General features: G+C 64.0%; 25 protein-coding genes and 3 tRNA genes. 16 read left to right on the plus strand and 12 right to left on the minus strand.

Annotated features, from left to right (window positions below; all coding sequences use genetic code 11):
* Positions 1-24: 24 nt before the first annotated feature.
* From LB310_RS11845 to LB310_RS11870, 6 genes are all read right to left on the minus strand, one after another.
* The gene (locus LB310_RS11845) at positions 25-1,500 is read right to left on the minus strand and encodes a CynX/NimT family MFS transporter (protein WP_278805799.1); all 1,476 of its coding nucleotides are present in this window, start codon (positions 1,498-1,500) and stop codon (positions 25-27) included.
* A 137-nt stretch (positions 1,501-1,637) separates the two neighbouring features.
* Entirely contained in the window at positions 1,638-3,116 is a 1,479-nt protein-coding gene (locus tag LB310_RS11850; RefSeq protein ID WP_278805800.1) for a nitrate/nitrite transporter, read from the minus strand.
* Between the two features lie 81 nt (positions 3,117-3,197).
* Complete coding sequence (locus tag LB310_RS11855; protein ID WP_096228363.1) at positions 3,198-4,256, minus strand: amidohydrolase family protein; 1,059 nt, start codon at positions 4,254-4,256, stop codon at positions 3,198-3,200.
* 86 nt (positions 4,257-4,342) lie between these two features.
* A complete protein-coding gene (locus LB310_RS11860; RefSeq protein ID WP_015539933.1) occupies positions 4,343-4,540 on the minus strand; it encodes a hypothetical protein in 198 nt (65 codons plus the stop codon).
* A 71-nt stretch (positions 4,541-4,611) separates the two neighbouring features.
* Positions 4,612-4,956 (minus strand): oxidoreductase, encoded by a 345-nt coding sequence (locus tag LB310_RS11865; protein WP_087190620.1) that lies wholly within the window; start codon positions 4,954-4,956, stop codon positions 4,612-4,614.
* Positions 4,957-4,984: 28 nt separating this feature from the next.
* The gene (locus LB310_RS11870) at positions 4,985-7,387 is read right to left on the minus strand and encodes a molybdopterin-dependent oxidoreductase (RefSeq protein ID WP_161959475.1); all 2,403 of its coding nucleotides are present in this window, start codon (positions 7,385-7,387) and stop codon (positions 4,985-4,987) included.
* A 605-nt stretch (positions 7,388-7,992) separates the two neighbouring features.
* On the opposite strand from LB310_RS11870, the gene LB310_RS11875 reads away from it, so the two are divergent.
* The 3 genes from LB310_RS11875 (at position 7,993) to LB310_RS11885 (ending at position 9,658) form a co-directional block, all read left to right on the plus strand.
* Positions 7,993-8,067 (plus strand) — tRNA-Asn (locus LB310_RS11875).
* Positions 8,068-8,223: 156 nt separating this feature from the next.
* Positions 8,224-9,471 carry a CynX/NimT family MFS transporter gene (locus LB310_RS11880; protein WP_278805801.1) on the plus strand — a complete coding sequence of 416 codons (1,248 nt, stop codon included), beginning with the start codon at positions 8,224-8,226 and terminating at the stop codon, positions 9,469-9,471.
* Positions 9,472-9,583: 112 nt separating this feature from the next.
* Positions 9,584-9,658, plus strand: a tRNA-Ile gene (locus tag LB310_RS11885).
* Between the two features lie 64 nt (positions 9,659-9,722).
* Here the strand turns inward: LB310_RS11885 and trpS are convergent.
* Positions 9,723-10,769 (minus strand): tryptophan--tRNA ligase, encoded by a 1,047-nt coding sequence (gene trpS / locus LB310_RS11890; RefSeq protein ID WP_123674229.1) that lies wholly within the window; start codon positions 10,767-10,769, stop codon positions 9,723-9,725.
* Positions 10,770-10,940: 171 nt separating this feature from the next.
* On the opposite strand from trpS, the gene LB310_RS11895 reads away from it, so the two are divergent.
* The 5 genes from LB310_RS11895 to LB310_RS11915 all read left to right on the plus strand — a co-directional run bounded on the left by LB310_RS11895 (position 10,941) and on the right by LB310_RS11915 (position 13,274).
* Positions 10,941-11,282, plus strand: a complete 342-nt coding sequence (locus LB310_RS11895; protein ID WP_301155096.1) for a PadR family transcriptional regulator — start codon at positions 10,941-10,943, stop codon at positions 11,280-11,282.
* Complete coding sequence (locus LB310_RS11900; protein WP_191412224.1) at positions 11,279-11,953, plus strand: DUF3887 domain-containing protein; 675 nt, start codon at positions 11,279-11,281, stop codon at positions 11,951-11,953. Before LB310_RS11895 ends, LB310_RS11900 begins: the two co-directional genes overlap by 4 nt.
* Positions 11,954-12,063: 110 nt before the next feature.
* Positions 12,064-12,372 carry a hypothetical protein gene (locus tag LB310_RS11905; protein ID WP_278805803.1) on the plus strand — a complete coding sequence of 103 codons (309 nt, stop codon included), beginning with the start codon at positions 12,064-12,066 and terminating at the stop codon, positions 12,370-12,372.
* A 74-nt stretch (positions 12,373-12,446) separates the two neighbouring features.
* Positions 12,447-12,962, plus strand: coding sequence for a DUF6125 family protein (locus tag LB310_RS11910; protein ID WP_301155097.1), 516 nt, complete (start codon positions 12,447-12,449; stop codon positions 12,960-12,962).
* Between the two features lie 12 nt (positions 12,963-12,974).
* Positions 12,975-13,274: a hypothetical protein gene (locus LB310_RS11915; protein ID WP_278805804.1), complete on the plus strand. Its 300-nt coding sequence runs from the start codon at positions 12,975-12,977 to the stop codon at positions 13,272-13,274.
* 147 nt (positions 13,275-13,421) lie between these two features.
* On the opposite strand, the gene LB310_RS11920 is transcribed toward LB310_RS11915, so the two are convergent.
* Entirely contained in the window at positions 13,422-13,637 is a 216-nt protein-coding gene (locus tag LB310_RS11920; RefSeq protein ID WP_278805805.1) for a helix-turn-helix domain-containing protein, read from the minus strand.
* A gap of 108 nt (positions 13,638-13,745) precedes the next feature.
* Between LB310_RS11920 and LB310_RS11925 the strand changes: the two genes are divergently transcribed.
* A complete protein-coding gene (locus LB310_RS11925) occupies positions 13,746-13,964 on the plus strand; it encodes a helix-turn-helix transcriptional regulator (RefSeq protein WP_278805806.1) in 219 nt (72 codons plus the stop codon).
* Between the two features lie 132 nt (positions 13,965-14,096).
* On the opposite strand, the gene LB310_RS11930 is transcribed toward LB310_RS11925, so the two are convergent.
* The 3 genes from LB310_RS11930 to LB310_RS11940 form a co-directional block, all read right to left on the minus strand.
* Positions 14,097-14,171 (minus strand) — tRNA-Val (locus LB310_RS11930).
* 136 nt (positions 14,172-14,307) lie between these two features.
* Positions 14,308-14,688 (minus strand): MerR family transcriptional regulator, encoded by a 381-nt coding sequence (locus LB310_RS11935; protein WP_096228372.1) that lies wholly within the window; start codon positions 14,686-14,688, stop codon positions 14,308-14,310.
* A gap of 99 nt (positions 14,689-14,787) precedes the next feature.
* A complete protein-coding gene (locus LB310_RS11940) occupies positions 14,788-14,940 on the minus strand; it encodes a hypothetical protein (protein ID WP_154270301.1) in 153 nt (50 codons plus the stop codon).
* A 196-nt stretch (positions 14,941-15,136) separates the two neighbouring features.
* Between LB310_RS11940 and LB310_RS11945 the strand changes: the two genes are divergently transcribed.
* The gene (locus LB310_RS11945; protein ID WP_301155098.1) at positions 15,137-17,251 is read left to right on the plus strand and encodes an ABC-F family ATP-binding cassette domain-containing protein; all 2,115 of its coding nucleotides are present in this window, start codon (positions 15,137-15,139) and stop codon (positions 17,249-17,251) included.
* Positions 17,248-17,733 (plus strand): tRNA (cytidine(34)-2'-O)-methyltransferase, encoded by a 486-nt coding sequence (locus LB310_RS11950; protein ID WP_096228374.1) that lies wholly within the window; start codon positions 17,248-17,250, stop codon positions 17,731-17,733. Before LB310_RS11945 ends, LB310_RS11950 begins: the two co-directional genes overlap by 4 nt.
* 453 nt (positions 17,734-18,186) lie before the next feature.
* Here LB310_RS11950 and LB310_RS11955 read toward each other — a convergent pair whose 3' ends face one another.
* Positions 18,187-18,969: a glucose 1-dehydrogenase gene (locus LB310_RS11955; protein ID WP_096228375.1), complete on the minus strand. Its 783-nt coding sequence runs from the start codon at positions 18,967-18,969 to the stop codon at positions 18,187-18,189.
* A gap of 455 nt (positions 18,970-19,424) precedes the next feature.
* Here LB310_RS11955 and LB310_RS11960 point away from each other — a divergent pair, with 455 nt between their 5' ends.
* From LB310_RS11960 to LB310_RS11980, 5 genes are all read left to right on the plus strand, one after another.
* Positions 19,425-20,300: a LysR family transcriptional regulator gene (locus LB310_RS11960; protein WP_161959476.1), complete on the plus strand. Its 876-nt coding sequence runs from the start codon at positions 19,425-19,427 to the stop codon at positions 20,298-20,300.
* 172 nt (positions 20,301-20,472) lie between these two features.
* Entirely contained in the window at positions 20,473-22,899 is a 2,427-nt protein-coding gene (locus LB310_RS11965) for a molybdopterin-dependent oxidoreductase (RefSeq protein ID WP_301155099.1), read from the plus strand.
* A 16-nt stretch (positions 22,900-22,915) separates the two neighbouring features.
* A complete protein-coding gene (locus tag LB310_RS11970; protein ID WP_096228378.1) occupies positions 22,916-23,251 on the plus strand; it encodes an oxidoreductase in 336 nt (111 codons plus the stop codon).
* A gap of 134 nt (positions 23,252-23,385) precedes the next feature.
* Entirely contained in the window at positions 23,386-24,882 is a 1,497-nt protein-coding gene (locus LB310_RS11975; protein WP_301155100.1) for an SLC13 family permease, read from the plus strand.
* 750 nt (positions 24,883-25,632) lie between these two features.
* On the plus strand, positions 25,633-26,310 hold the full coding sequence (locus tag LB310_RS11980; RefSeq protein ID WP_096228380.1) for a site-2 protease family protein: 678 nt from the start codon (positions 25,633-25,635) through the stop codon (positions 26,308-26,310).
* Positions 26,311-26,315: the final 5 nt, after the last annotated feature.

Raw genomic sequence — 26,315 nt, forward strand, 5'->3', positions numbered from 1 at the left:
CTGGGCTTTGCGGCGCGCTTTTGCCTATGCGGAGGGAAGACGGTCTTCCGTGGCTGCGGTGATCTCGTCCGCCTGGCCGTCTTCGCTCTCGTCCTCCTCGAACACCGGCGGCTTCATGGCCACGTAGACGATCCACAGCAGCGTGCCCACGGCCGCCGTGGCCGCGCAGAGCGGCGCCACGTTGGTCCATACCTGGGCCTCGCCTATGATATAGCCCACCACCGGCGTGCACAGAAGGTTCGAGATGCCCTGGAAGAAGATGATGATGGCCATGCCCACCGGCATGGTCACGCGCTTGGGCATGGTCACGGGCACCATCGACCACACCACGCCGCTCGTCCAGCCGCTCTCGAGGCCCAAGAGCACCAGATAGGCGGGCAGGTACTCGTAGGGAACCAGGAACGCGCCCACGTAGAAAAACGCGCAGAACCCCGCGATGATCACCATGACGTTGCGCGCCTTGAGCGTCTGGAACCTCCCCAGCAGGAAAGCCGTGACCAGCGCCATGGGGATGGAGGCCGCGAAGCCGAGCGAGGCCATGGACCCGCCGGACACGCCGGCCTGCGCCTGCGCGGCGGCAAGGTCCATGCCTTCTGCCAGCATGCGTTCCAGCTCCACGCCCTGCACGTAGGTGGGCACCCAGGTGAGCACCGAGAGCGAGGTGAACATGAGGAAGCAGAACCCCAGGCCGAACAGCCACATGCGCTTCACCTTGAATCCCTCGAGCAGGATGGCGGCGGGACGGTGCTGCTTCTCGCCCGTCTCCCGCTCGCGCTTGGCGGCCACGCCGCGCCCGGCATGCGGCACGCTCACGAACAGCGCGAACACCACGAAGGACACGAGGGCGAGCACGTCGGAGAACCACCACCAGGCATGCCAGTTGGTCGGGTCTCCCGTGAGCGCGAGCGCCACCGGCACGCCGATGTTGTAGGCGAGCGTGGAACCCACGACGTACCACAGGTTCCAGATGCCCATGGGTAGCCCCGCCTTCTCGCGGGGGAAGTACATCGAGATGACGGTGGTGGCCACCACGCCCATCATGGCCACGCCGATGCCCTCGAGCACGCGTCCTACGATGAGTTGCGCGAACGAGTACGACAGAGCGCCCACGGCGCATCCGGCCACCATGAAGGCCAGGCCTGCGAGGCCCACGCGCTTCGGCCCGAAGCGGTTGAGCAGGAACGCCGAGGGGAACGCGGTGATAATGCCGGCCACGGCGATGACCGACATGAGCCAGCCGGTGGTGCCCGGATCGGTCCCGAAGTCGTGCATAAGGGCGCCCATGAACGTGGGCACCTTGAACTGGTTCATGATGACGATGATGCCGCAGAACAGCATGGCGAAGAGCACGATCCAGCCCTTGCGCTGGCGGTTGCGGGCCGCGTCGGCGCCGGGCGACGGGTCGGCGGAGGGGGCGGGGGCGGACCGCTCAAAGGAGGTCCGCGAGAACGTGGCGGCGCTTCCCGCCGCGTCGCGGGTTTGCTTGATGGTTTCGCTCATGGGTCGATCCCTTCTCCCCGCAGGGCGGGGATACAGGCTTTGACGGAAAGGGCCGCCTTGCTGCGCCTTGGCGCCTCAAGGCGGCCCGGGCGCGCCCCGGTTTCGGCCAGGACGCGCTGCGGGGGATGCGGGCAGCCTTAGTGCTGTGCGGCCGCCTCGCCCTCGGCGGGCTTGCCGGCGGGAGCGCCGACAGCCTGCTTCTTGGACGGTTTCACGCCGAAGGCGAGGAGGCATCCTACGACGCCGACGGGCACGAGGGCCCAGAAGGCGAGCATCGGATCCACGTGGATGCCCTGCGCCAAGGCCTCTTGCACGGCCTGGCCGATGGCCGGGCCGAAGTCGGCCGGGGTGCCGCCGGAGGCGAGCACGGCCTGCTTGGCGTTGATGGCGACGTTCGAGGCGGCGGTGAGGCCCTCGTTGAACGGCGCCAGCGCGTAGCTCGTGACGATCTGGCCGGCGTACTGGCCGAGCGTCAGGAACGACAAGCCGAACGCCACGGCGGTGGCTCCGCCCTTGAACACGAACGTCGGCACGAGCGGGCGGCAGCAAGCGTTCAGCATCATGTTGCCGATGCAGAAGAAGATGACGTACGGGATGAAGAACTCGGCATGGAAGGCCAGCGCGGAGCAGATGGTCAGGCCCAGGATTCCTACGACTACGCACAGGTACTTCTTGTCCTTGGGCGTCTTGTCGAGGATGAGGCCGCCGATCGGGGCCAGCGCGCCGCAGGCGACGATCAGGCCGCCCCAGAGGCCCGCGGTCGTGGCGTCCCAGCCGAAGCCGCCCAAAGCCTCGGGCGTCTGCAGCCACGTCTTGAGGTACTGGCTGAACGCGTAGTTCATGTAGTTGAAGATGGCGAACATGATGATGAGGCACCACAGCTGGCGGCTCTTGAAGAACTTGAGCACGGCCTTGAGCGGCTTGCGCTCGGGCGACACCTGGGAGCGCTCGTTTTCGCGCGGGTCGCGGAACACGATGGCGAACAGGACGCCGAACACGGCCGCCACGGCGACCCATACCCACTGGAGGTTGGCCATATTGGAACCCACCAGGTGGTACACGCCGTCGTTCACGAAGTTGGACAGGAAGATGCCCACGGGCGCCCAGCAGGACCAGATGGCCATGGCGCGCCCGCGCGTGGCGTCCGGGAACCACATGGAGACGCAGGTGGGGCCGGCTACGACGGTGGTGGACAGGCCCAGGCCCAGGATGAAGCGGCCTGCCAGGAACACGTAGAAGTTGCCGCCTACGAACGCCGCGCTGAGAGCGCCGCCGACGACCGCGCAACCCACGCCGATGAGCGTGGTGGCCTTGGCGCCGAACTTGCGCACGAGCACGGTGGTGGGCAGCGCCATGATGAGGGCGCCGATGGGCACGAGGCCCATGACGTTGGACAGCAGGCCGAAGTTGGCCGGGTTCGCGAAGAACGCGTTGTTCTCGGCCAGCCAGTTCTTGAACACCGGGAACGTGATGCCCGGAAGCCACATCCAAGCGAACACGATGCCCACGGCCGCCAGAAGCGACACGATGAGGCATGGCCACGCATAGGACGGCGTCTTCTCCACGGGCTTGGCCGCAGGCGCGCCGTTGGCTGTGGCAACAGCAGGATTGCTCATAGTTTCCCCTCTTTCACCGGACGCCTCCTTGCAAGGCGTCGACGGATCGCCGGGAAGGGCACACGCCCTTCCCGCTTTACCTTACAGGTTGAACAGCTTCGCCGCGTTGCCGCCCAGCATGAGGTCCTTCTCCTCCTGCGTGACGTCGAGGGCCTTCACAGAGCCCACCGAGCGGGCCATCCACTCGTAGAACACGGGGAACGAAGAGCCCAGCAGCAGGTGGTCGGCGCCGCACGTCTTCACGGCGAGCTCGAGCTGGTCCTTGCTCCAGCTCATGGGGTGCGTCATGTCGAAGTAGATGTTGTTGGCGAGGTAGCGGTCGTACGCCTCGCGGTCGACGTTGGTGGCCAGGCGGTTCATGGCCTCCTTCTTCTTCACCGACACGTGCGGGGCGAGCAGGTCCTTGAGCGCGAACCAGTTGCCGCCGAACATCGTGTGGATGAACTTAAGGTCGGGGAACTCGTCGAACATGCCCGAGTACACCTCGCGACCCACTGCGGTGGCCTGCACGTGGATACGGCCGAGCTCGCGTCGCAGGGGCGTGTAGTCGGCGAAGTTGCCGAACGAGTTCTGTCCGGGCGTATGGTGGATGGCGCAGGGCACCTTCTTGTCGTTGAGCACCTTCAGGTAGGGCTTGAACAGCTCGTCGTCGAGGAACTTGTCGCCGTAGCAGCAGGCGAACTGCACGCCCACCATGCCGAGGTCGCCCAGGCAGCGCTCCAGCTCGTAGATATCCTCCTTGCGGCCCCACGGCGGCAGCACGGCGTTGGCGTACAGGCGCCCTTCCGACTGACGGCACATCTCGGCGGCCTGGTCGTTCACGATCTTGCACATGTCGAGCGGCAGCCATTCCTGCCACACCGGCATGCGCAGAAGCGCGATGTCAACGCCCACCTCGTCCATGGCGCGGAGCTTCGTCTCCAGCGTGTAGTCGCCCTCCACGTAGTTCAGGATGTCCTTGCCGTCCTCGGTGGCAAGGACGATCTGGTCCTTGGCGCCGTCGGGCGTCTTGCCGCGGTAGGCCTTGAGCCCCATGGTGATGGGGGCGGAGTACAGAAAGCCGTTGAGCACCTCCTCGTTCGTGAACAGGTCGGTGGGCAGGAAGTGCATGTTGATGTCGATGACCTTGTTGTCTGCCATGTTCTCTCCTTTTTCTCTCGACGGGCGCCCGCCCCGCGCCGCTTGGCCGCGGGGCTGCGAGGCGCGGGGCGGGCAGCCCGCCCGGGTTACCGGTAGATCGGCGTAACTTCGCGCTCCGCGATCTTCTTCATGTTGGCGCCGCAGCGGTCCTTCCAGTCGATGCGGCCCTGCTCGCGCTCGAGCTCGGTGACCGAGCGGCTGAAGTCGCGCGTCAGGTGAACGTCGACGTTCATCAGCTTCTCGGCGATCCTCCCGCCGAAATCGTCCTCGAATCTCTGGGCCATGTCCGTCCTCCTTCCTGGTTCCCTTTTCCGCGGGCGCCCCGCCTTGGCACGGCGCCCGCGGCCCGACAGATCTACGCCTCGTTGATGGCGACGATCATCTGCTTCTCGCGGTCGACCTTCTTCGCGAGGTCCTCCACGTCTCCCCAGTCCAGGCACTGGGCCTGGCAGTGCTGCACGCACGTGGGCTGCTTGCCCTTGCCCACGCGCTCGGCGCACAGGTCGCACCACTTGGTGAACTGGGGGATGAAGTCGTACTGGTAGTCCTTCTTGGCCTCGTCGATGTGCAGCGGGCCCAGCTTCGTGATCTTTAGGCCGAACTGCGCCTCGGTGTAGCCGTGTTCCTGCTGGCAGGCCAGCACGCACGCCTCGCAGCCGGTGCAGTAGTCGACGTCGACCAAAATTCCCTGGTAAGCCATGTCTCTCATCCTTTCCGTCGCGCGGCTGCTAGTCGGCCTTGCGGATCTTGCACATCATGGCCTTGTAGTTCGAGCCGAAGCCCGACACGCCGGCGTCGAAGGGCACGAGGTTGTTGATGTTGGACTCCAGCACGCCGAACAGGCCCTCCTGCTCGTTCTCCACGTTCTCCTCTGCCGCGTCCTTGCGCTCGGGGAACCACCAGCCGTGCTCGGCCTGCATGACGCGCGGGTCGTAGGTGTCGTTGAAGGCGGCCTTGTACTTGCACTTGCCGTGCTTGTTCTCCAGCCACACCCAGTCGCCCTCCTCGATTCCGTTGGCGGCTGCGGTGTCGGGGTGCAGGTACACGAGCGGGTCGGGGTGCAGGGCGCGCAGCTTCTTTACCTGGCGCTGCTCGGAGTGGAAGAAGTGCGGCACGCGAGCGCCGGACGTGACGATGTAGGGGTACTCCTCCACGTCCTCGGGGGCGCTGTAGGGGCTCTCCACCGGCTCGACGTAGCTCGGCAACGGGTCGAGGCCCGACCACGACGTGTGGTGGAACACCATCGAGTAGATCTCCGCGCGGCCCGTCTCGGTGCGGAAGCCCGGCTGGCCGTCGGGGCGCAGGTCGCCCGTCTCGTACTTGCGGTACTTGAACTCGGGGTACTTCCACGTGGACTCGCGCAGCTCGTCCCAGGTGAAGCCGCCGTCCTCAAGGGCGTAGTCCCACATCTCCTGCACGTCGTCCCAAGGCCAGGCGATGTCCTGGTTCTCGGGCTTGATGGCCGCCGTCAGGCGCTTGCCCAGCTCCAGGAAGATGGTGTTGTCGGGCTTGGAGTCGCCCACGGGCTCGATGGCCTTGTTGATGCAGCTGATGCGGTAGGCGTTGAGCCCGCCGAAGCCGTCGCGCTCCTCGTAGGTGGCGGCGGGCAGCACCACGTCGGCCAGCGCCATCATGGTGGGGGTCATGAACAGGTCGGATACCACGATGAAGTCGATCTGCTTGTACCATTCCAGCTGCTGGGCGGCCTGGGCGCCCATGGTGGCCAGGAAGTTGTTCGTCACGATGTAGGCCGCGCGGATGGGTATCTCGCCGCGCTGCCACGCCTCGATGGTGGCGTTGGAGGACAGGTTCTTGAAGCCCACGGCGAACATGGGGTAGCGCTCCACGCCGATGCGCTTGGACTGCTCCTCCTCGGTCATGAGCTCGTCCCAGCCCCAGGTGCCGGTCCAGTTCGGCTGCTCGATGCCCCAGCAGGCGTCGCCCATCACGTTGCCGCCGGGCACGTCGAGGTTGCCGGTGATGCACCACAGGGCCGTGATGGCGTGCGCTGCCTGCTGGCCGCCCGTCTGTTGGTCGAGCGCCACGCCCCATTGGATGGCGGCGGGCTTCGATGCGGCGTAGGTGCGCGCCACGCGCTGCACGTCCTCCTTGGCCACCCAGGCCCTCTCGCACAGGTCGTCCAGGTCCATCTCCGCCACGCGCTCGCACACGGCTTCCAGGCCGTACACCCACTTGTCGCAGAAGTCCTGGTCGTAGAGCTTCTCGTCGCAGACGACCTTCAGCATGGCCATGGCCAGCGCGCCGTCGCCGCCGGGACGCACGCGCAGCCAGTCCTCGCCGGCGCGGGCCGCGAGCCACGTGAGCTGCGGGTCCACCACGGCCACCTTCATGCCGCGCTTCATGAGGTCGGTGATCCAATGGCCGTAGAAGCCGTCTGCGTTGCTGTAGAAGGGTTGGTGGCCCCACACGATGCAGTACTCTGGCACCGTGTAGCGCGGATCGTCGTAGCGCTGGGGGAGGAACTGCGAGCAGTCCATGACGCAGGCGCCGCCCAGCATGCAGGCCATCGACGCGATGCGGGGCAGGTAGCACGAGTTGCCGGCGAAGTAGGGCACGCCCTCGTTCGGGGAGCCCACACAGGCGTTCAGGCGCGTTACCTGGTGGATATCGCGGCCCGTGCCCTGGCACATGGCGATCTTGTCGGCGCCGTACGTGTCGACGACGCGCTTGAACTCGCGCACGATGATGTCGTAGGCCTCGTCCCAGCTGATCTCCACGAACTTGTCCTTGCCGCGGTCGGCGCGGTCGCGCTTCATCGGTTTGGTCAGGCGGTCCTCATGGTAGACGTAGTCGGGGATGCAGAGGCAGCGGCTGCACAGGCGTCCCTGGTTGTAGGGGTCCTCCGGGTCGCCCTCCACTTTCACCAGCTTGCCGTCCTTCACGTAGGACAGGATGCCGCACACGTTGTGGCATCCAGGCGCGCTGCGCGCGGTGCCGCGGATGACGGTCATGCCGTCCTCCTCCCACGTCCAAGGCACTTTCGGCGTCTCGGCAGCAGGCACGGGTGGGCGCGTGTCGGTCTTCTTCGGCAGGCGCGAGCCGCGGCGGTACTTCTTCCCGTTGGTCTCGCTCCAGTGCTCCTGCACGGGGGCCTGGGCTGAATCGGCCATACGTTCCTCCTTCTCGTTGCTTCTCATCGGTTCTCGTCTCGCATCGGGGTCGTCTCCGGCCCGGTTCCGTCACGGCTTGCGCGCGCGGTGGGCGGGCACGATTCCGAACGGGGCCAGAATAAGGAGGATTCGTGGAGCGGCGTCCCCCGCAGATGATGAGGAAGCCCTTTTCATTATTCCAACCCGAGCGTTTTCGGCGGTAATCCTCTTGGTATGAGACTCCCAACTGGGAAGACGCTATGAATTAAGAAGCAAGCCCAGGAAGGGGCGCCGGTGCGAAGGGCGTGCTAAAAGGGTAGGGATGGAGAGGAGGCGGCTGCTAGGCCGCCACGGGGCAGTTGCGATCGAGCCGGCGTACCCGCTTCGCGTGTTTGATGATGCGGGAGATCCCACCAGGGCTGCGTAATGATGCCGAAGCTGCATGTCTCATCCGATATTGGAACGAACAGCCCAACGCGGTTCCGTTGCGTCGAGCATTGCAGGTGCTGAATCTGCCGCCGAATTTGAGGGTAAGTGAATTTACGCAAATTCGGTCTTGCGCAAAGGCTGCGTTCCGGTATAATCTTCACTTGCGCGCGACCGAGACGGGAAGCGCCAAGGCTCATTCCTCGGTAGCTCAACGGCAGAGCATCCGGCTGTTAACCGGAGGGTTGTAGGTTCGAATCCTACCCGGGGAGCCATGAAACCACAGGCCAGAAGCAACGCGCTTCTGGCCTTTTTCTTTTCGGAGCTGCGAAGGCGGAATGCGATCCCGAAACTGGCTTGGCGACGTGCGGCGCAGGGGCCAGGAGCCGACAAGAGCCGGCGAGTGGGACAAACAGGGGGTCGGGGGACTCATGGGCGTTTCGGACAGGGGAGCGGCGCGCAGGAGCGCACGCCGTAGCTCGATGCTGATGGGCGTGCTGGCCATTGCGGCGGGCATTGTCATCGTCATGAACCTCTTCAAGGTGTCGGCTTCGTTGAGCTTGCTTACGGCAGACCTGGGGATCGGTGCGAGCGCGGGGAGCTGGCTCGTCACGGTGTGCACCGTGGTAGCCGTGGTCCTGGTGCTGCCGGCGGGCGGTCTGGCCGACCGGTTCGGGCCGAAGCGGGTGGGACTGTTCGGCCTGGCGTGCGCGGCGCTCGGCAGCGCGGTGGGCGCCCTCTGCACCGATATCGGCCCCCTTCTGGCGTCGCGTGCGCTCGAGGGCGTGGGCTACGGGCTCACCGGCGTCGTCTCGCCGGCCATCATCGCGGAGGCCTTCCCGCCCGAGAGGCGCGGCATCCCTATGGCCGTCTGGTCGTGCTGGATGGATTTGGGCATGCTTGCCGTGCTCAACGTGGCGAACCTCGTCATCGACCCGGCCGTGGCGTCCAGCTGGAAGGGCCTCTGGTGGCTGTGCGCGGCGCTGACCGCGGCTCTGGCGGCGGTCTATGCACTTGCGGTGCGTGAGGGGCCGCGGCCGGAGGCGGGAGCGGGCGCGGGAGGAAGCGTCCTGCTGACCTCGCTCGCCGGTGCCCTGAAGTCGCCCGCCACTTGGGTGGTGTCGTCCGTGTTCCTCCTGTACAACGTCGGCGTGCTGTCGCTTCTGACGCTGGCGCCGCTCTACTGCCAGACGCAGCTCGGCCTGGGTGCCGCCGAGGCTAACTCATATACGAGCCTGCTCACCATCGGTATGATCTCGGGGGCGTTAGCCACAGGGCTCGTGCTCGTGCGAGTGCGCACGTTGCGCGGACGCATCATGCTGCTGGCGGCGAGCATGGCGCTGGCAGCTGCGGTGCTGGGCGGGGCCTACGTGTACACGGTCGACCAGATCGTCCCCTTCATGCTGCTGGGCGGGCTGGCCCTCTCCATCATGCCGGCGGTGGGGTTCACCATCGTGCCCGAGACGCCCGCATCGCCCGCCTTCGCCGGCGCGGCCATCGGGCTGTTCATGCTCATGGGCAACCTGGCTGGCTTCGGCACGCCGCTCATCGGCGGCCTCATGGAAAGCGCGCCTGCGGTCCTCTCGGCTACCCTCGTGGCGGTGAGCCTGACCGGCGCGGCGCTGTCCTTGCTGCTGCTAAGGCTCATGGGAGGATCTGCCCCGGCCCAGGGTGCTTAAGCTCCTTCGCTCGACGCGCGGTTGTCGTTGCCTTGCGGGGTTTTTCGCTCGGGCGCGACGTTCTCTTGGCAAGGGGGTCGATTTTGATATAGAATGGCGAGGCGCTGTTCGAGGGCCTATAGCTCAATGGCGGAGCAGGGGACTCATAATCCCTTGGTTGCAGGTTCGAGTCCTGCTGGGCCCACCAGAGAAGACAAGGCCGGATGCTTCCTGCACCCGGCCTTTTTCAATATGCTGTTCTTAGGTGCCGCCTAGTACACCATGCCCATGGTCTCGCGCACCTCGTCGAGCGTGGCGTCCGCGATCTCGTTGGCGCGGCGGTTGCCCTCGTGCAGCACGTCCTCGATATAGTCCAGGTCGCCCAGCAGCTCCTCGCGGCGCGCGCGGATGGGGGCCAGGTAGGCGTTCACGCTCTCGGTGACGTACTTCTTGAGCGTGCCCGACCCGCCGTCGCCTATCTCGGCGGCGATGTCGGCCTCCGTGCGGCCCGTGCAGAGCGCTGCCGTGGTGAGCAGCGCCGACACGCCGGGGCGGCCTTCGGGGTCGTAGGTGATGTTCCGGTCGGCGTCGGTCTGCGACTTCTTGATGAGCTTCGCCGTCTCGGCGTCGGTCGCCGACAGGCTGATGGCGTTGCCGTAGCTCTTCGACATCTTGCGGCCGTCCAGGCCGGGGATGGCCGGCGCGTCGTTCAGCAGGCCGTCGGGCTCGGGGAACACGTGGCCGTAGCGCTCGTTGAAGCGGCGGGCTATCTGGCGCGTTTGCTCGATGTGGGGCATCTGGTCCTTGCCTACGGGCACGATGTTGCCCTTGCAGAACAGGATGTCGCACGCCTGGTGCACGGGGTAGGTGAGCAGAAGGCCCGTGAGCGCGTGGCCCGAGGCGTCCTGCTCGGCCTTCACCGTGGGGTTGCGCAGAAGCTCGGACTCGGTGACGAGCGACAGGAACGGCAGCATGAGCTGGTTCAGGGCCGGCACCGCCGAATGCGTGAAGATGATCGTCTTTTCGGGATCGATGCCGCAAGCCAGGTAGTCAACCACCATGTTGCGCACGTTGTCGGCGATGTTCGCCGTGGTGTCGCGGTCGGTGATCACCTGGTAGTCGGCGATGATGATGCGCGTGGCGATGCCCAGGTCCTGCAGCGCCACGCGCTCGCGGATAGTGCCGAAGTAGTGGCCAAGGTGCAGACGCCCGGTGGGGCGGTCGCCGGTCAACATGGTGTACTTCTCGGGGTGCTCGGGCAGGTCCGCGCGGATCTCGTCGGAGCGCTTGCGGCTGGCTTCGTAGCTGTCGATGCTCATGGGTTCAATTCTCTTTCATGTATCATGCGGGCAAAACGTTGCCGTCCAGTATAGCGGTTCTTCCGCGCGGCCGCTCGCGGTTCCTCTTGCCGCTTGCGGTTTCACCCGTTGCACAGCGTGGGGCGATCATCTATATTTAGTAATGCTAAGTAACAGAAACGAGGAGCGTCGATGCAGCAGAGGTTCGCCCAGCAGATGAAGAAGGGCGCGCTGGACATGCTCGTGCTGAAACTGCTCGAGCACGAGGAGAAGTACGGCTACCAGCTTATCGGCGAGCTGTGCGAGCGCTCGGACGGCACCGTGTCGCTGAAGGAGGGCACGCTGTACCCCATTCTGTACCGGATGGAGGACAACGGCCTGGTGGCGAGCCGCCTAGCGGCCAAAACGGCGAAAGAGCCCGCGCGCAAGTACTACGCCATCACGGAGCAGGGCCGAGATGCGCTGGACGAGATGTACGCGGTATGGAACGAGTTCAACGGATGCGTGCGGTCGATCATGGAGGAGGAGCGATGAACGAGAAGGCCTATGCGAAAGCGGTGGCGAAGCGCCTGGCGTGCTCGAAGGCGCGCCGCGACGAGTTCGTGCACGACCTGGAGTCCGACATCTCCTCTGCGCTCGCCGCGGGCGAGGCGTGGGAGCAGGTGGAGGCCCGTATGGGCGACCCGCGCGAGGTCGCCCGCGAGTTCAACGAGGGCTTGTCCGAGGGCGAGCTCGCCGCCGGCAGGAAGCGCAAGCGGAACAAGGTCATCGGTGTCGCCGCTGTCGCCGTGGTGGTTGTGGCGGCCGTTCTCGTCGCCGCCGCTTGGTGGACGATGCCCAAGTCAGCACCTGCCGGGCAGAGCGCAGGCCTTGCGGAGCAGGAGGTTCTCGCCCGGGCACAGGAGGTAATCGCCCTTGCTGATGAACGCGATTACGGTGCGCTCGTGGCCATGGCTCCCGAAAGCCTGCGGCAAACGATGACCGTCCAGCAGTTCGCGGATGCCGTTGATGGGGCGCGTGCTACGGTCGGCGGTGGCGATTGGGGCTCGTTCGTTTCGTTCGGCAATGCTTACGGGGTCGAGCTCTCCCAGAAGGGCGTGACTCAAGAATATACGGAGACGGTGGTCGTCTACGAAAACGCCGTCATCACCTACACCATAACCTTTGACGAGAATATGCGGCTGACGAATCTGTTCATGAAATAAGCTGGGAACCAAATTCGGGAAAGCGAGTGCTGGCTGTGGAGTGGTCGATCGTAGCAGAGGCGGCATGCGGCGTGGCCGTGTCAGCTGCTCTCATTGTGTGGGGATCTTTCGTGCTCAAGGGCAACGCACGCGGTTTCCGCCTGCTGGCGGGCGGGCGCGATTTCCTTGCGCTCGATCCCGATGAGGAGGCGTACCGAAAGACGTCGCGGGAATCGGGTCTCGCCATCTACCTCGTTGCGGTTTGCATCCTGTGCGCCATCGCCTACGACATCGCGCCTCGGATCGACGTCCTTGCTGTTGCCTTGACGCCGATTCGGGAGGCTATCCTCGTTGTTGGGGTGTCCTCGGCTGTCGCGATAGTCGCCATTGCAATCATGCAACTGCTCCGTTACCGCCGCCTGCTGAGTAAACGGCGGTAGGAGCCGCCTTTGCCGCGCGTAGCGGCGATTCGGGGATCTATGCTAAACGGATGGTGAGACGAAGGGGGCCTTCCATGAACGAAGCGTTGGCGCATCTGTCGCGGGAACAGTTGGAGCAGCTAGCCGAGGCATACGCAAAAAATGCCATCGCGCTCGACGGGGTGTGGTTCCAGGCGACGGAGCGCGACGTTGGCATGGAGGCGGCCATGCGCTACGACTGCGAGGCGTGGGAGCGCTTCGGGCTCACCGAGGCGCGGCGGCTCAAGGCGCTGCTGGGGCTGGGGGAGCATCCCGGCCTGGACGGCCTGGCCGCAGCGTTGCCGCTGCGCTTCCAGTCGGTGGCGAACGCGTGCACCGTGCGCCGTGAGGAGGGCGCCGTAGTGTACCGCATCGAGACGTGCCGCGTGCAGCAGGCGCGCCATGGAAAAGGGTTGGGCTACCATCCCTGCAAGCAAGTGGGAGTGGTGGAGCATCCGGCGTTCGCCCGCGGCATCGACGAGCGTCTGGCCTGTACCTGCCTGAGCTGTTATCCTGACGTAACCGATGACACCTGCAGCTGCGCTTGTCGTTTCACCCTGCGAGTGCCCTAGAGAGGAGCGGGGATGCTCGAATGGCTGGGAATCGAGTTGGATCCGAGCGGGCTGGCGATCCTCGCAAACCCGATAGGCTTTTTCCTCGTGTTCTCGTTTCCTCTCATGATCTTCGCGGCCTTCCTGGTCTCGGAGCTTGTCGGCCCGCTTGAGCGTTTGGTCAGAAGGAGCGAAATGCTGGGGCGCCTCTTGGACAACGCGATAGAGAAGGGGCCGCGGGAGGGCTGGTCGGGCTATATACTCGCAGCCGTCACGGTGATATCCCTCTTCGGCCTCGCCTTTTGGGCGTTCTGCTATACAGGCGGTGCATGAGGCGGGGGCGAGCCTGGAGAGGTGCGTACTTCGCAATCCTTAAGCTGTAGTGCAGGGTTCGGCCCCGCCCCATGGCTTCTGCAGCGCGAAGACTCGAGTCTCGTGTTGAATCAAAGCGCCTCGAAGCGGTTAGGCCGATACCGTAGGTCAGAACTCTACGAGATCGCGAACATCCACCGCAAGGGCTTCGGCGAGCTTGCATAGCGTTTCGAGCTTGACGTTCGTCCTTGCATTCTCTATAGCCCAAATCTGGCTTTTCCCTGAACCGATCATCAGACCTAGCTCGACTTGCGAGAGCTCTCTGGCAAGTCGCAGATCCCTGACCTTACGGCCTAACTTTATTTTCTGATCAGTTATGTCCATTTCATAAGCGTATGCGCTAAAATGACTTGTCCGGTTCAGTGCACATAGCCGACTTTTGTTCGTTATTGTATTGAGGGAAATTGGATTGGCCGAAAACGGGGTAGATGAATGGCTTATATACTGACTCTTGATAGGATTGAGCGAGAATGTGATGTTAAGGCTGCAGACCTGGTGGACAATCAGATTTTGACTGAAGACGAGGTTGAAGGGTTGCGTGCTGGCAGGAAGAAAGGAATTCGGCTTTCTACCGCTAACCGCATCTGCGATTTTGTAGGCTGCGAACCCGGATTGCTTTTTGAAAGAAAAAGCGAGGACATTTTTGCATGATAAGCCTGGACTCGGGAGCGATAGAAAACCGCCATGTCCAGCGAGCTTGTAAGTCCCATTTGCGGACGGGCCGTCGTCTGTTGGGAAATGAAAAAGGCCAGAAGCAAGATATGCTTCTGGCCTGCTATTTCATGGTGGTCGCTACAGGATTTGAACCTGTGACCCCCGCCGTGTGAAGGCGATGCTCTCCCGCTGAGCCAAGCGACCGTTTTCGCTGCGTTGTCGCAACGTGCTTGGATATTCTAACGGTAGTTCCGTCATTGTGCAAGGGCTGATTTCGAGCTCTTGCCGGGAATCTTCAAAACTTGCCGACAACTGGGTGCTCCGCCGTGGGCGAGGGCTCTCATGCGTCGCCGCGGATCACGCGCTCGGCGGCCAGCATCTCCTCGTAGTTCTCTATCTTGGCGTTCAGGCGATCGAGGCCGGCCTGCATGTCGGCGATGCGCTTCTCCACCAGCTCGCGCTGTTCCTCCAGCAGCGTCTTGCGCGCAGTTGCCGTTTGCTCGCCCTGCTCGAACAGCTGCATGTACTCGATGAGCGCCTCGATGGACACGCCGGCACCGCGCATGCACTTGACGAACTGCACGCGTGCGCAATCCTGCTCGCTGTAGTCGCGTATGCCGCTCGCATTGCGCGTGACTCCTGGCAAGAGGCCGATGCGCTCGTAATAGCGCAGGGTGTCGGCGCTCAACCCGTACTGCTTGCTCACTTCCGCGATCTTCATCTTGTGGCTCCTTTCCCGCTCCGCCCCGCATTGAAGCACATGGAGCACACTCCAAGTCAAGGGGTTGCGCGAAAACGCCCCGACGAGGCTGCGGCGGCGCTACTGGTAGAAGTGCCGGACGATGAACGACACCATGATGATGAACCCCGCGGCCAGAAGCGAGCCGAGTGTGCGATGATCCGCCTTCGAGGCGGTGCGGGCTGCGTCTGCCGGATGGAGGTCGGCGATGTTGGTGTTCGGATTCCTGGTCATGCGAAGTGCCTCCCATCGTGCTCGTTCGTGGTTGCTTTCTGGGATCGGCGAAGCCGTTAGCCGCACGCGGCCTCTTCCGCTATCATAGACAAGTTGCGCCCCCTGGCCGACCGCGCATCGCCGGGCGGGCGGGCAAAGGCGCTGCCGGCTCCTCCGGCGCCGCGATGAAACCTGCGACAGAAAGCACGCACGCACCATGATCATGCAGCTCGAACATATAGCGAAGTCGTTCGGAGGGCGCCAGCTCTTCCACGACGTGACGTTCCGCCTTGAGGAGTACGAGCGCCTGGCGCTCGTGGGCCCCAACGGCGCCGGCAAGACCACCATGCTCAACATCATATCCGGCCAGGAGGACGCCGACGAGGGCCGCGTGCTGTTCGCCAAGGGCGCGCGCGTGGGCTACCTGGAGCAGGAGGCCATCGAGATGGCCGACCAGCCCATCTTCGAGGAGGTCATGTCCTCCCAGGTAGAGGTGCTGGAAGCCGAGCGGCGCCTCTACAAGCTGGAGCACGAGCTGGGTGAGGACCCGACGCCGCAGCAGCTGGCCGCCGCCGGGCGCGCCCGCGACGCCTACGAGGTGCTGGGGGGCTACACCATCGAGGCGAAGGTGCGCAGCGTCATGTTCGGCCTCGGGTTCAAGGAGGCCGACCTGCGCCGCTCCACCACGGAGTTCTCGGGTGGCTGGCAGATGCGCATCGCGCTGGCGAAGCTGCTCATCCGCAACCCCGAGGTGCTGCTGCTCGACGAGCCCACGAACCACCTGGACCTGGAGAGCGTGAAGTGGCTCGAGGGCTTCCTGCGCGGCTACGCCGGCACCGTGGTGGTGGTGAGCCACGACCGCGCGTTCATGGACAACATGGTGGACCGCGTGGCCGAGGTGGACAACGGCCAGGTGAACCTTTACAAGGGCAACTACTCGGACTACCTGCGCATCCGCGAGGAGCGCCTGGAGCGCCTGCGCGCCGAGGCCGCCAAGCAGGCCGAGGAGATCGCCCATATGGAGGCGTTCGTCGAGAAGTTCCGCTATAAGGCCACGAAGTCCAAGCAGGTGCAGGATCGCGTGAAGAAGCTGGAGAAGATCAAGCGCATCGAGCTTCCCGAGGAGAAGAAGACCGTGCACTTCAACTTCAAGCAGCCCCCGCGCACCGGCGACGAGGTGGTGCGCGCCCGCGGCCTGGTGAAGCGTTTCGGCGAGAAGACGGTGTACGACGGCTTCGACTTCACCATGTACCGCGGCGACAAGATAGCGCTCGTGGGCCCCAACGGCGCGGGAAAGTCCACGCTGCTGAAGATGGTGGCCGGCGCGCTTGCGCCCGACGCGGGCACCATCGAGTACGGCGTGCATGTGACGAAGACGTACTACGCGCAGCACCAGCTGGAGGAGCTGCACCCCGGCAACACCGTGTTCGAGGAGCTGGACCGCGTGGCGCCCGGCTGGACCATCTCCCAGGTGCGCACGCTCCTGGGCGCGTTCCTGTTCACGGGCGACGCGGTGGACAAGCGCGTGAGCGTGCTTTCCGGCGGCGAGAAGAGCCGCTTGGCGCTGGCGAAGATGCTCGTGGCGCCCCGGCCGCTGCTGTGCCTGGACGAGCCCACGAACCACCTGGACATTGCGAGCGCCGACATCCTGGAGCAGGCGCTCAAGGCGTTCGAGGGCACCATACTCTTCATCACGCACGACCGCCACCTTATCAAGGGCGTGGCGAACCGCATCGTGGAGGTGGAGCCGGGCCGCGTGACCAACTACGACGGCGACTACGACTACTACCTGTTCAAGAGCGGCCAGCTGGACGGCCCCGCGCCCGAGGAGCGCTCGCTCGTGGACGAGGTCATGGGGGAGGGCGGCCCTGGCAAGGGCGAAGGCGGCAAGGCCGCGAAGGGGCCAGGCGGATCCGGCTCCAAGACGGTGGTGAACGTGAACCGCCGCGATCGCCCGGCCTCGGCAGCGGTCGCCGCCGCGAAACCCGCCGGCCAGCCCGTCGAGCTCACGGCCCTGCGTGAGAGCGCGCCCAAGACCAAGGACCAGAAGCGCCGCGAGGCCGAGGCGCGCAACCGCGCCTACGCCGCGCTGAAGAACCACCGCAAGCGCATCGCCGAGCTGGATCGCCAGATGGAGCGCGACAACGCGCGCATGGCGGAGCTCCTGGAGCTCATGGCCGACCCGGACTTCTACATCAACGAGGATGCCTCGTCCGACGCCGTGGCCGAGCACGCCAAGATCAAGCAGCGCTTGGCCGCCGCCGAGGAGGAGTGGTTCTCGCTCACCGAGGAGTTGGAGGAAGAGATGGCCAGGCAGGCGGAGGGGCTGTGAGCGAGCCGTTGAACATCGTCCTCGTAGAGCCGGAGATTCCGCAGAACACGGGCAACATCGCGCGGACGTGCGCCTGCACGGGCACGCGGCTGCACCTTGTGGAGCCGATGGGCTTCCGCCTCACGAGCAAGCAGCTCGCGCGTGCCGGCTGTGACTACTGGGACGAGGTTGAACTTGTACGCTGGCCGTGCGCCGAAGCGTTCTTCGAGGCGCACGGCGGCTCCGAGCTGTATCTGTTCACCGGCCAGGCGCACCGCTCCTTCGCCGAGGTCTCCTACGGGCCGGGCGCTTTCCTCGTGTTCGGCCGCGAGAGCCGCGGCCTGGGCTTGGGGATCATCGAGGCGCATGCGGACCGCTGCGTGCGCATCCCCATGCGAGAGGGCCTGCGCAGCCTCAACCTCTCCAACGCCGCGGCCGTGGCGGTCTACGAGGCCCTTCGCCAGCAGGGTTACTGCGGTCTCGGAGGGTGCGCCGGCGCATGAGGCGCCCGCCCGCGGTGGCGGGTTCCCCTGCCTGCTGCTGACGCAGAAAAGGCCCTTCTTTGCCAAAAACGAGCCGGTTTGGCAACCTTGTCGGGGATGTTTGGGTCTTTTCGAGGCCCAGCGGCCCGCAAGGAGAGCGTTTGCCCAGGTCGGTTTTCTTTCTCTTAAACCTATCTTTCCTGTATGGATTGCCAAACCGGCCCGTTTTTGGCACCGGGGTCCTTATTTTGCGTCAATGGTTCTCAAAGTGCGCCTTACCTTTGGCTGCAAACGTCGCGCGCACCATGGCGTGCCAACGCGGAAGGGCCGCGCTTGATCATCGCCTTCCTTGCGCCGCGACATGCGCCTGTGCGAGCAAGGGGCCTGCCGATGCGGTGCTGCGAGCATCTTCGCCGTCGGCGCACGCCGAGCAGGTTCGCCCTGGTGCCGTACCGCGCGCCCGCGCGAGGGAACCTAGTACGCGCTCCAGCCGCCGTCGATGGTGAGCGTCTCGCCGTTGATGAACCCGGCCTGGTCGGAGGCCAGGAACAAGGCGGCGGCGGATATCTCCTCGGGAGTGCCGGAGCGGGTGGCGCCGGCGTAGCCCGTCGTGGCCTTCGCCATGCCGCGCTCGCTGGGCTGGCGCATGCCCACGCCGATGTTCGTCTGCGTGTTGCCGGGGCAGATGGCGTTGCAGCGGATGCCGGTGTCGGCGTACATGAACGCGACGTTCTTCGTCAGGCCCACGACGGCGAACTTCGAGGCCGTATAGGCGCAGCCGCCGCGCCCGGCGCACAGGCCCGACAGCGACGCGGTGTTGATGATGACGCCGCCTTCGCCGCGGTCGAGGAAATAGCGCACGGCCTTGCGGGTGCCGTACATGACGCTGTTGAGGTTCACCCTCATCAGGCGCTCCCACACGTCGTCGTCCATCTCGGCGATGGGCAGCAGGTTGTCCATGATGCCGGCGTTGTTCACGATGACGTCCATCTGGCCGAACGTCTGCACGGCGCGGTCGACCATGCCCTCAACGGCGTCGCGGTCCGACACGTCGACCTTGACGACGTCCAGCTTGTCGCCGTACGCGGCGAACTCCTGCTTGAGCGCGGCGAGGGCCTCCTCGTTGAGGTCGGCGGCCAGGCAGTTCGCGCCCGCCTCCAGGAAACGCTGGACGATGCTCTTGCCGATGCCGGACGCGCCTCCGGTGATGACGGCGGTCTGGCCTGCGAGGATAGGGCTGGGAAGGATGTCTGGCATGCTGGGTGCTCCTTTTCGGTAGGGCGGGCGCCGTAAGAGAGGCGGGATGCGAAGCGGCCTTGCATCTGTTATGCGGTTGCGAAACCGCATCCGCAGGGTACCATGACCGCTGCTTCATATCGGGTCTTCGATGGCAGGCGGTGTTTAGGGCGTCTGCTGCGGATAGCCACCAACGCGAGCGGTGGGAGGCAGGCCTCCAGCGGCAGGCGGAGTGAACCATGATGCGGCTGACCCGCATTCTGCCGTTGGAACCTGACGCTTCCGCCGTGTGTCAACTCCTCCGGCTCCTTGAATGCCCGCAAACTCCGCCTGGTTGGATATAATCGATTGTTTCCGCCTCGGAACGGCGCTCTGAATAGTATCATGGGATAATGCGATGGCGCGCAGAAGCCTCTGGATGCGACGCCTCGGCAACGGCGAGCAGATCCGATAGTGCGCTTTGGGGTTGGGCCATTATGGAGATTCAACAGTTGCGTTATTTCCTGGCGGCGGCGAACCACTCGAGCTTCGCGCGGGCGGCAGGGCAGTGCTTCACGTCGCGTCAGAACATCGCCCATTCGGTTAATGCTTTGGAGCGCGAGCTGAACCTCCCCCTCTTCGAGCGGCGGGGCAACAGCGTGGTCGTCACGCCTGCAGGCCAAGAGGTCGCAGGTCGTGTCGACGAGATACTGAGTCGCATTGACGCGCTGCAGGCGCTGTCGGTCGGCCAAGTGCCTGCAGAGGCAGGGCTGCGCGCGGCGGTGACGTACAACCTTCTGGCTCGGGTTCCGGAAAAGGTCGAGTCGTACCTCTACCAGTTCGATCGGGGCATCAAACTGCTCGAGGTTGGCTGCGAGGACTGCTACCATGCTATCTGCACCGACGAGGCTGACGTGGGCCTGGCCCTGTGCATGCAGCGCGATTTTCCCGAATGTGGCTTCGAGGAGGTCAACCGCCTGAAGGCGTACGTCCTCGTAAACGAAATGTCCCCTCTGGCTCGAAGGTCTCAGCTCTCCGTCTTCGACTTGAAGGATCAGCGTATAGCGCTTATGTCGGAGTCGTCCTTTCAATACGAGCCGCTTTTCTCCCAGCTGGGTTCCCTGGGCTACGATTTCTCCAACCTGTCCATCGCAGCGACCGCCTCGGGGCTCTATGGGATAAAGCGCAACGAGGCAGTGGGCATCGCGACGAGCTACTTTGTCGAGAGCCTTCCCGAGGGCATGCGCGCCGTCCCGTTCGACGATACCCGGTACGACTGGTGCATCTACGCCTTGTATCCGAAGCGGTCGAACCGCTTGGCAACCATCATGCGGTTCGTTCAAGGGCTTAGGAAGAGCTACCTCGACGCATAGGCTCAAATTTGCTTGGTCGACAAACATGGTTTGTCGACCCTCTTCGAAACCACGTTAGCGACAGATTTCAGGCATCTTTTCCAACGGATACTCCCACCGCACAATGGACTCAGGTCGAAAAAGCGTACGCAGACCCGAATTGCCAACTATTGCACGAGGTGAGGAGGAAACGGTGACTGAGTGGAAAAGGGAAGAGGGGGAGGAGACGATCTTCCGTACCTGCGCATGGTCGCCTCCGGGGTGCCACCCCGTAGGGTGCGGACTGCAGGTCCATGTGAAGGACGGCGTCGTGGTGGAGGTGGAGGGCGACCCCGAGCATCCCATCACCAAGGGCGCGCTGTGCCCTCGCTGCCTGGCCCTGACCGAGTACGTCTACCATGAGGATCGAATCGTCCATCCCATGAAGCGCGCCCGGGAGGACCGCGGGCTCGACAAGTGGGAGAGCTGCAGCTGGGAAGAGGCCACCGACCTGGTGGCGGATGCTGCGCGGGAGATCATCGAGCAGTACGGCGCCGAGACCATCTGCGTGTTCGGTGGTACCGGCCGTGAGGCGAACTATTGGTACACGCAGTGGGCGAACCTGGTGTTCGGCACCCCAAATGCCGTTTATGCCCAGGCCGGCTGGTCCTGCTACGGGCCGCGTATCTCCAACACCGCGTTCATGCTGGGCGGCGGCTATCCCGAGATCGACTACGCCCAGAAGTTCGCCGACCGTTACGAGCACGAGGGTTGGGTGGCGCCCGAGGTCGTGGTGTGCTGGGGCAAGGAGCCGCTGCGCTCCAACCCCGACGGCATGTACGGCCATGCCCTCATCGAGATGATGCGCCAGTTTGGCACGAAGGTCATCTGCGTCGACCCGCGCATCCACTGGCTGGGCTCCCGCTCCGAGATCGTGCTCCAGGTGAATCCCGGCACCGACACGGCCATGGCCATGGCCTGGATCTACGTCATGGACAAGGAAGGCCTGGTCGACCGCGAGTGGATAGATGCCTGGACCTACGGCTATGACGAGCTCGTAGAGCGTTGCCAGACCATGCCGCCTTCCAAGGCCGCCGAAATATGCGGTGTCCCCGAAGACCTCATCTGGAAGGCCGCCCGGATGTACGGCTCCGCGCGCCCTTCGGCGCTCGCCTGGGGCCTTGCAGTCGACGAGAACCCGAACGGCACCCAGCTCGGCCAGTGCCTCATCGCGCTCATGACCATCACCGGCTTCATCGACGCCCCTGGTGGCACGACGCTCGGCGTGGGCGACGACGGCGGCAACCGCGTGCACGACGGAGGTGGTATCGACGCAAGCCAGCGCATCGAGGACGAGAACGACTCCACGCTTATGCTGGCGCTGAAGAACGGCATCATGACCCAGGAGATGTGGGACACTAAGCGTATCGGCGTGGACAAGTACCCTGCGGTCGGATCCATCATGTGGACGGCGCACCCCGACGAGTTTCTGAAGGCGCTCGAGACCGAACAGCCCTACAAGGTGCATATGGCCGGCTTCGTCTCCTCCAACCCGGTCGGCACGGCCATCTCCGCCGAGCCGCAGCGCTGGTACAAGGCGCTCAAGCAGCTCGACTTCAATTACGCCTGCGACTGCTTCATGAACCCGACTATCATGAGCTGCTGCGACGTGGTGTTCCCGGTCGCCTCCACCATCGAGCACGACGGCATGGTGGTCACGCACTATGCCTCCAACGCCTCGTTCTACGGTGCCCAGAACAAGTGCGTGCAGGTGGGCGAGTGCAAGAGCGACATCGAGATCATGATGATGGTGGGAAAGAAGCTCCATCCCGAGTTCTGGAACCGCTTCGAGACCCAGGAAGACTACGACAACTTCCATGTCATGCGCAGCTGGCTGCCCTTCCGGGAGCTGCGCGACAAGGTGGTCGTCATGTCCGAGGAACCCTATTACAAGTACAAGATCGGCAAGCTGCGTCCTGACGGGCAGCCCGGGTTTCCCACCACCACCGGCCGTGTCGAGCTCTACTCGCTCATGTACCAGAACTGGGGCGAGGATCCGCTGCCGTATTACGAGCCTCCGGTCTACAGCCCCGGCGCCTTGCCGGAGCTCGGCCGGGAATACCCGCTGATGATGATCACCGGCGCTCGCCAGCAGGAGTTCTTCCACTCAGAGCATAAGCAGGTTCCGAGCCTGCGCCAGCTCACTCCTTGGCCTATGGTCGACATCAACGTATACGATGCCGAGACCTACGGCATAGAGGAGGGCGACTGGGTGGAGATATCCTCCCCCTATGGGAGCATCCGACAGCTCGCGCGCGTGGTTCCCACCATGAAGAAGGGCGTTGTCCACTGCATGCACGGCTTCTGGTACCCCGAGGAGAACGGGGAAGTGCCCAACCTCTACGGAAACTGGAAGTCCAACGTCAACATGCTGATGCCCAATAGCGTGAACGGCAAGCTCGGCTTCGGCAACACGTTCAAGCAGATGATGGTGAGCATCAAGAGGGTCGACGGCCGTGGCGGCCCGAACGATCCGGATGCCAACGGCATCGTTCTCGAGCCAAGTCGCCAAGAGGAGTTCACGGTCCAGCAAACATGGCGCCCTGCTGACGAGTCCACTGCAGTCTACCTGCAGAAATAGAGAGGAGGAGCAAACCATGACGCAAGGTGCTCTGTACATCGACTTCGAGTATTGCTCGGGCTGCCACAGCTGTGAGATCGCCTGCCGCACGCATCTGGGGCTTTCCAAGACCGAGAACGGGATCAAGGTTCTCGAGGATCGTCCCTACCAGCATCCCGACGGTTCCTGGCACTGGGACTTCATAGCCTATCCGACGGAGCTGTGCGACCTCTGCGAGGATCGCATCGCCAAGGGCAAGCTGCCTTCCTGCGTGCAGTGCTGCCAGGCGAAGGTCCTGGAATACGGCACGATCGAGGAGTGCGGCCGGAAGCTCCTGGACAAGCCAAGGAAGGCCGCCGTGTTCGTTCCTTAGCGGTGGTGCGCGTTCGGGCGGACGGAGGGGGGGCGCCTACTGGCGCCGCGTCCGCCCTTTTCGCCTCGGGGCGTGGAATGGAAGTCTCAGAGGCGAGTTTTTCGCGATTCGTCTTCACAACGACAGGGGGAATTATGACCGAGATTGCTATCGATTCCTCGATTCGGGGGAAGTTCGGCAAGGAGTCCATGAAGCGGCTGATCGCAATAATCGCAGCAGCCGCAGTGTTCTCGTTCTTCCAGTTCGCCTGCCCTGTGCCGGAAAGCCTCTCCCGCGAGGCCATGTCTGCTGTGGGCATCCTGCTCTGCTGCATTATCCTGTGGGTGACGGAAGCGCTTCCGTTCATAGTCACGGTTGTGCTGATCTACGTCCTGCTGCCTATGACCGGCGTTTTGCCGTTTGCCACCACCACACTGGAAAACGGGGCGGTCGTACAGTCCGTGTTCAACCAATCGAGCTTGATGGTTCCGATCTACTGCCTGTTCATCTTTGCCGTCACCGCAGCGGTCATGGCCACGCCGATCCCGTTCCGCGTTGCAAATGCCATTTTGAAGTGGTCCAAGGGGGATTCGAGGAAGATCGTTGTCGGTCTCATGATGGTTACGGGCATTTTCTCCATGTTCATCGCCGACCTTGCGGCATCTGCCATCTTCGTGGGCATCAGCCTCTCCATCGTCGAGGCGAACAACGGCGTCAAGAAGCTTTCCGGCCTTGGCAAGGCCCTCACACTCGGCATCCCGGCCGCCGCTCTCATAGGCGGCATCGGCACCCCTCTTGGCAACTCCTCCAACATGCTGGTCATAAGCATGTTGGAGACGGCAATCGGTTTTCGTGTGACGTTTTTGGGCTGGTGCATCGCCAACATACCCCTCGCGCTTGCGGTAACGTTCCTCTCCAGCCTGTGGATAGCGAGGGTTTTCAAACTCGAGGATATCAAGAAGGACGCCTACCTGGTGGTGGAGTCGAAGCTTGAAGGCATTCAAGGGATCACCGCCAAAGAGGTCAAACTCATCGTCTGGTATGTCATCGCCTTCGGCTTGATGATAGCGAGCACATGGCTTCCGCAGATCAATTCCATCATGGTCGCGTTGATCTTCTGCGTCCTCGCCTTCGTGCCTGGGCTGAACCTGCTGACCAAAAAGGAGTTCTACGAGAGCATTCCCTGGGAGGTCATCATGATGGTCATAGGCATCCAGGTGCTGGCCACCGGCCTCGTGGGAACCGGGGTGGCCACGTGGTTCGTCAATACCTTGCTCGTCGGGGTGGAAGCGTGGCCGGCCTTGCTCGTCGTGCTCGTCATGTGCTTGGTGACCTTGGTTCTCCACCTGTTCATTCCCATCGGCCCTCCCGTCATCTCCGTTGCGATTCCTCTGTTGGTTGCCGTGGTGTCTGCGGTCAACATGGCTGCTGGCAGCATGGTCGTCAGCCCTGGCATCGTGGCGTGCATCGGCGGCGGCCTGGGTGTGGTGAGCACGTTCTTCCCGCTGGATTCCATCATCCTGATCGGTTACGACAAGGGCTGGATCTCCATGACCGAGTACGTGAGGAAGTCCTGGGCCCCGACGATGATCCTCTTGGTTGCGAGCGTCGTCTGGCTTCCCATCATCAGCGGCGTTGCATTTCCTGCTTAGGGCCGAGGGTTCCTGTTGTCCCGGCCTTGACTATGGACGGCCGGGAGAGCGGTTGCCCGGCGCCGGAATCGAAACCACCAGAAAGGAAAGGCCATGTGCTTCAGACCTGCGAGCGCTTCTGCTGGCAAGACGTGTTCCGAATGCGGAACCGCCAATGCGTTTCTCGATGTCGTCTGTGTCAAATGCGGGGCGGAGTTGCCAAGCCCCGATGGGCCTGGCGTCCCGGACGTCATGGGAGCTCCCGGCACTCTTGGGGCGCCGATGGCGCCGAGAGCCCCCGGGGTGTCTCCTGCTGCTCCGGGGATCCCAGGAGCACCCGCGTCCCCAAAACCTCGGGCATGATGCTGCGTGAGGGAGTGCGGGCGGAAGGGAAGGCGAGCTGGAAGGAGGTCCTGTGGCAAGCCTATGCGGAGCGTTCTGCTCGTTCTGCGGAAGGTGTGGTAGGAAATTTGAAAAGGAGCTGAAGATTGCAAAGCCGCAGGATGTGCCCGCCCCTGGGGTGCCGGACAAGGCGAAGGGCCTTGTCAAAGCGAGCATGCGAAACCGCCCCGGGCGCAGCGGCTCCGAGAATGGCGGCTAAGGAAGGCAGGCGGGCGGCTCTGGTTCTGCGCCGGCTACGAGCAGGCTGCATTCGCTCCGACTGGCGCCTCCCTGCCTTCTCTCCCTCCTGCCGGGTCCCCCTGCGGGAGTTTGTGAAGTTTCCCCGGCTGGGACGGCGGGTGCGGCCCTTTGCGCTAGACTGGTCGCATCATGATTTCGATACCTTACCTTATCTGCTCCATACTAAGCTTCGTGCCGGCCATCGTGTGCCACGAGGCTTGCCACGGCTTCGCCGCCTACAAGCTGGGCGATTCCACGGCCCAGCGTGCCGGGCGCCTGTCGCTGAACCCGCTCAAGCACATCGATCCCTTCGGCACGGTCATCATGCCGCTTCTGCTCATGGCCATGAACATGCCCGTTTTCGGCTACGCGAAGCCCGTGCCCTACAACCCGGCCTACTTCAAGGACGCGCGCAAGGGCGACCTTATCGTGGGGCTGGCGGGCCCGGCGGCCAACCTCGCGCTGGCCATCTTGGGCGCGCTCGTCTTCACGGCGGTGTCGCTGCTGCTGCCGGTGAACGTGCTGGCGCAAAACGACCTGTTCTACTACTTCTACACCATGTTCCTCCCCATGTTCTCGCTCATCAACCTGTACCTCATGTTCTTCAACCTGCTGCCCATCCCGCCGCTCGACGGCTCGTCCATTTTCGCGTTCTTCCTGCCGAAGAAGTACCTGCCCCAGTATTACAAGGTGCAGCGCTATGCGATGCCGGTGTTCCTCGTCGTGGTACTCCTCGTGCCGTACGTGCTGCACTTCAACCCCATCGGCATCTACCTGGACGTCACGGCGGGCAACGTGTTCGACCTGCTGTTCTCGTTCGCCGGATAGCGGGG

The organism is Gordonibacter sp. RACS_AR49 (assembly GCF_030418435.1).
Lineage (GTDB): Bacteria > Actinomycetota > Coriobacteriia > Coriobacteriales > Eggerthellaceae > Gordonibacter > Gordonibacter urolithinfaciens.

What these genes read in the sequence shown, in the direction of transcription:
- LB310_RS11855 (WP_096228363.1), bottom strand. Translation starts at nt 4,256, where the DNA reads ATGGCAGACAACAAGGTCATCGACATCAACATGCACTTCCTGCCCACC.
- LB310_RS11850 (WP_278805800.1), bottom strand. Translation starts at nt 3,116, where the DNA reads ATGAGCAATCCTGCTGTTGCCACAGCCAACGGCGCGCCTGCGGCCAAG.
- LB310_RS11900 (WP_191412224.1), top strand. Translation starts at nt 11,279, where the DNA reads ATGAACGAGAAGGCCTATGCGAAAGCGGTGGCGAAGCGCCTGGCGTGC.
- LB310_RS11935 (WP_096228372.1), bottom strand. Translation starts at nt 14,688, where the DNA reads ATGAAGATCGCGGAAGTGAGCAAGCAGTACGGGTTGAGCGCCGACACC.
- LB310_RS11910 (WP_301155097.1), top strand. Translation starts at nt 12,447, where the DNA reads ATGAACGAAGCGTTGGCGCATCTGTCGCGGGAACAGTTGGAGCAGCTA.
- LB310_RS11955 (WP_096228375.1), bottom strand. Translation starts at nt 18,969, where the DNA reads ATGCCAGACATCCTTCCCAGCCCTATCCTCGCAGGCCAGACCGCCGTC.
- LB310_RS11940 (WP_154270301.1), bottom strand. Translation starts at nt 14,940, where the DNA reads ATGACCAGGAATCCGAACACCAACATCGCCGACCTCCATCCGGCAGAC.
- LB310_RS11945 (WP_301155098.1), top strand. Translation starts at nt 15,137, where the DNA reads ATGATCATGCAGCTCGAACATATAGCGAAGTCGTTCGGAGGGCGCCAG.
- LB310_RS11915 (WP_278805804.1), top strand. Translation starts at nt 12,975, where the DNA reads ATGCTCGAATGGCTGGGAATCGAGTTGGATCCGAGCGGGCTGGCGATC.
- LB310_RS11870 (WP_161959475.1), bottom strand. Translation starts at nt 7,387, where the DNA reads ATGGCCGATTCAGCCCAGGCCCCCGTGCAGGAGCACTGGAGCGAGACC.
- LB310_RS11975 (WP_301155100.1), top strand. Translation starts at nt 23,386, where the DNA reads ATGACCGAGATTGCTATCGATTCCTCGATTCGGGGGAAGTTCGGCAAG.
- LB310_RS11895 (WP_301155096.1), top strand. Translation starts at nt 10,941, where the DNA reads ATGCAGCAGAGGTTCGCCCAGCAGATGAAGAAGGGCGCGCTGGACATG.
- LB310_RS11980 (WP_096228380.1), top strand. Translation starts at nt 25,633, where the DNA reads ATGATTTCGATACCTTACCTTATCTGCTCCATACTAAGCTTCGTGCCG.
- LB310_RS11970 (WP_096228378.1), top strand. Translation starts at nt 22,916, where the DNA reads ATGACGCAAGGTGCTCTGTACATCGACTTCGAGTATTGCTCGGGCTGC.
- LB310_RS11920 (WP_278805805.1), bottom strand. Translation starts at nt 13,637, where the DNA reads ATGGACATAACTGATCAGAAAATAAAGTTAGGCCGTAAGGTCAGGGAT.
- LB310_RS11960 (WP_161959476.1), top strand. Translation starts at nt 19,425, where the DNA reads ATGGAGATTCAACAGTTGCGTTATTTCCTGGCGGCGGCGAACCACTCG.
- LB310_RS11845 (WP_278805799.1), bottom strand. Translation starts at nt 1,500, where the DNA reads ATGAGCGAAACCATCAAGCAAACCCGCGACGCGGCGGGAAGCGCCGCC.
- trpS (WP_123674229.1), bottom strand. Translation starts at nt 10,769, where the DNA reads ATGAGCATCGACAGCTACGAAGCCAGCCGCAAGCGCTCCGACGAGATC.
- LB310_RS11865 (WP_087190620.1), bottom strand. Translation starts at nt 4,956, where the DNA reads ATGGCTTACCAGGGAATTTTGGTCGACGTCGACTACTGCACCGGCTGC.
- LB310_RS11860 (WP_015539933.1), bottom strand. Translation starts at nt 4,540, where the DNA reads ATGGCCCAGAGATTCGAGGACGATTTCGGCGGGAGGATCGCCGAGAAG.
- LB310_RS11925 (WP_278805806.1), top strand. Translation starts at nt 13,746, where the DNA reads ATGGCTTATATACTGACTCTTGATAGGATTGAGCGAGAATGTGATGTT.
- LB310_RS11880 (WP_278805801.1), top strand. Translation starts at nt 8,224, where the DNA reads ATGGGCGTTTCGGACAGGGGAGCGGCGCGCAGGAGCGCACGCCGTAGC.